The 1,694-nt window shown below is 34.6% G+C and carries 1 protein-coding gene; it reads left to right on the top strand.

Annotated features, from left to right (window positions below; genetic code table 11):
* The coding region (locus MCY_RS08535; protein WP_007347970.1) for a type ISP restriction/modification enzyme at nt 1-1,694 on the top strand (1,694 nt) is incomplete at both ends.

Raw genomic sequence — 1,694 nt, 5'->3', positions numbered from 1 at the left:
AAGAATACTCCCTATCCGATATTAGATGATCGCATTCGTGAAACCTATGCTACTCAATCGAAAGTAACGAATATACGAGCGCTTTATGATAGTTATATACGTGCCATTCGCTGGGCGAGTGACCGTATTGATAATGCTGGGGTAATCGGTTTTGTTACAAATGGAAGTTTTTTAGATGCAAATTCTATGACGGGTTTAAGAAAGTGTTTTGTTAAGGAATTTAGCAGTATTTATGTGCTCAATTTGCGAGGAGATATTCGCAAAAATATGACGAATAAAGAGAATTCTCAAGAAGGACAAAATATTTTTGGGAGTGGTAGTATGACGGGCATTGCCGTAACACTATTTATCAAAAATCCCAATACTTCTGGAGAGTGTAAAATTTACTATCATGATATTGGTGATAATCTCACAACAAAAGATAAGCTTATAACTATCGAACGCCTTGGCAGTGTTAGTGGCATCACTAATAAATCAAGCTGGCGAATGATTATACCAAACGAGCATGATGATTGGATAAATCAACGTGATAACAGTTTTGCTAACTTTCTAACTTTAGGTGATAAGAAGGGTAATAATAAGAAGAAGGAAAATAATAAAAAACTTTTTGAAATTTATTCTTGTGGTTTAAAAACTAATCGTGACGTTTGGGCATATAATTCAAGTCGTGAATGCTTAGTGAAAAACATGCGTAATATGATTGCTTTCTATAATAGCGAAGTGGAACGTTTTAATGACGTCTATTCCCATGCTAACCGCAAAACACGTGTAAAGACTGTAAATGATTTCGTTAATACAGATGAGAAAAAGATTAGCTGGAGCAGTAGTTTAAAAGAAGAATTGGTAAGAGGACAATTTTCTGAATTTGAGAGTGATTGCTTAATTCAAAGTTTATATCGTCCCTTTACACAACAGTGGCTTTATTACAATCGCATTTTTAATGAGAGAGTTTACCAAATGCCGCGGATATTTCCTATAGGAAAAGCAGTTGAAAACAGAGTGATACACGTTACAGGAATAGGAGCAAGTAATTTTTCTGTACTTATGAATACGGATATACCTAGCTTAGATTCAATCGAAAAATGTCAATGCTTTCCACGCTATATTTACGAAGATACTGAATCTTTAAAAAATAAAAATGAGAAACAATCCCATTTGTTTACGTATTCTACAGAAGCAAACACAACAGCTGGTTTACAGAAGCGTGATGCCATTACGGATGAAGGATTAGCACATTTTAAAGACGCTTATCCTAGCGAAACCATAACAAAAGATGATCTATTCTATTATGTTTACGGTTTACTTCATTCGGAAGATTATCGTACACGTTATGCTCATAATTTATGCAAAGAACTGCCTCGTATCCCTTGTGTAAAGAGTACTGATGATTTTTGGAAATTTGTAACAGCAGGACGTGAACTGGGGCATTTGCATGTGAATTATAAAGATGTAGAGCCTTATCCAGTCACCTTTAAAAAGGGTAATCCAAAATTAACTGACATCTCTAATTCCGAAAAGCTTTATTATGTGACTGAAATGAAATTCGCAAAAATTAAGAATAGTAAGGAAAAAGATAAATCTACTGTTATCTACAACAGTAATATCACAATAACAGATATCCCTCTTGAAGCTTATGAGTATATCGTCAATGGTAAACCCGCTCTTGAATGGGTTATGGGGCGTCAATGCGTTAA

The organism is Bartonella rattimassiliensis 15908 (assembly GCF_000278215.1).
Classification (GTDB): Bacteria; Pseudomonadota; Alphaproteobacteria; order Rhizobiales; family Rhizobiaceae; genus Bartonella; species Bartonella rattimassiliensis.
The sequence above is the reverse complement of the archived record's forward strand: the minus strand, read 5'-3'. Positions and strand labels throughout refer to the sequence as shown.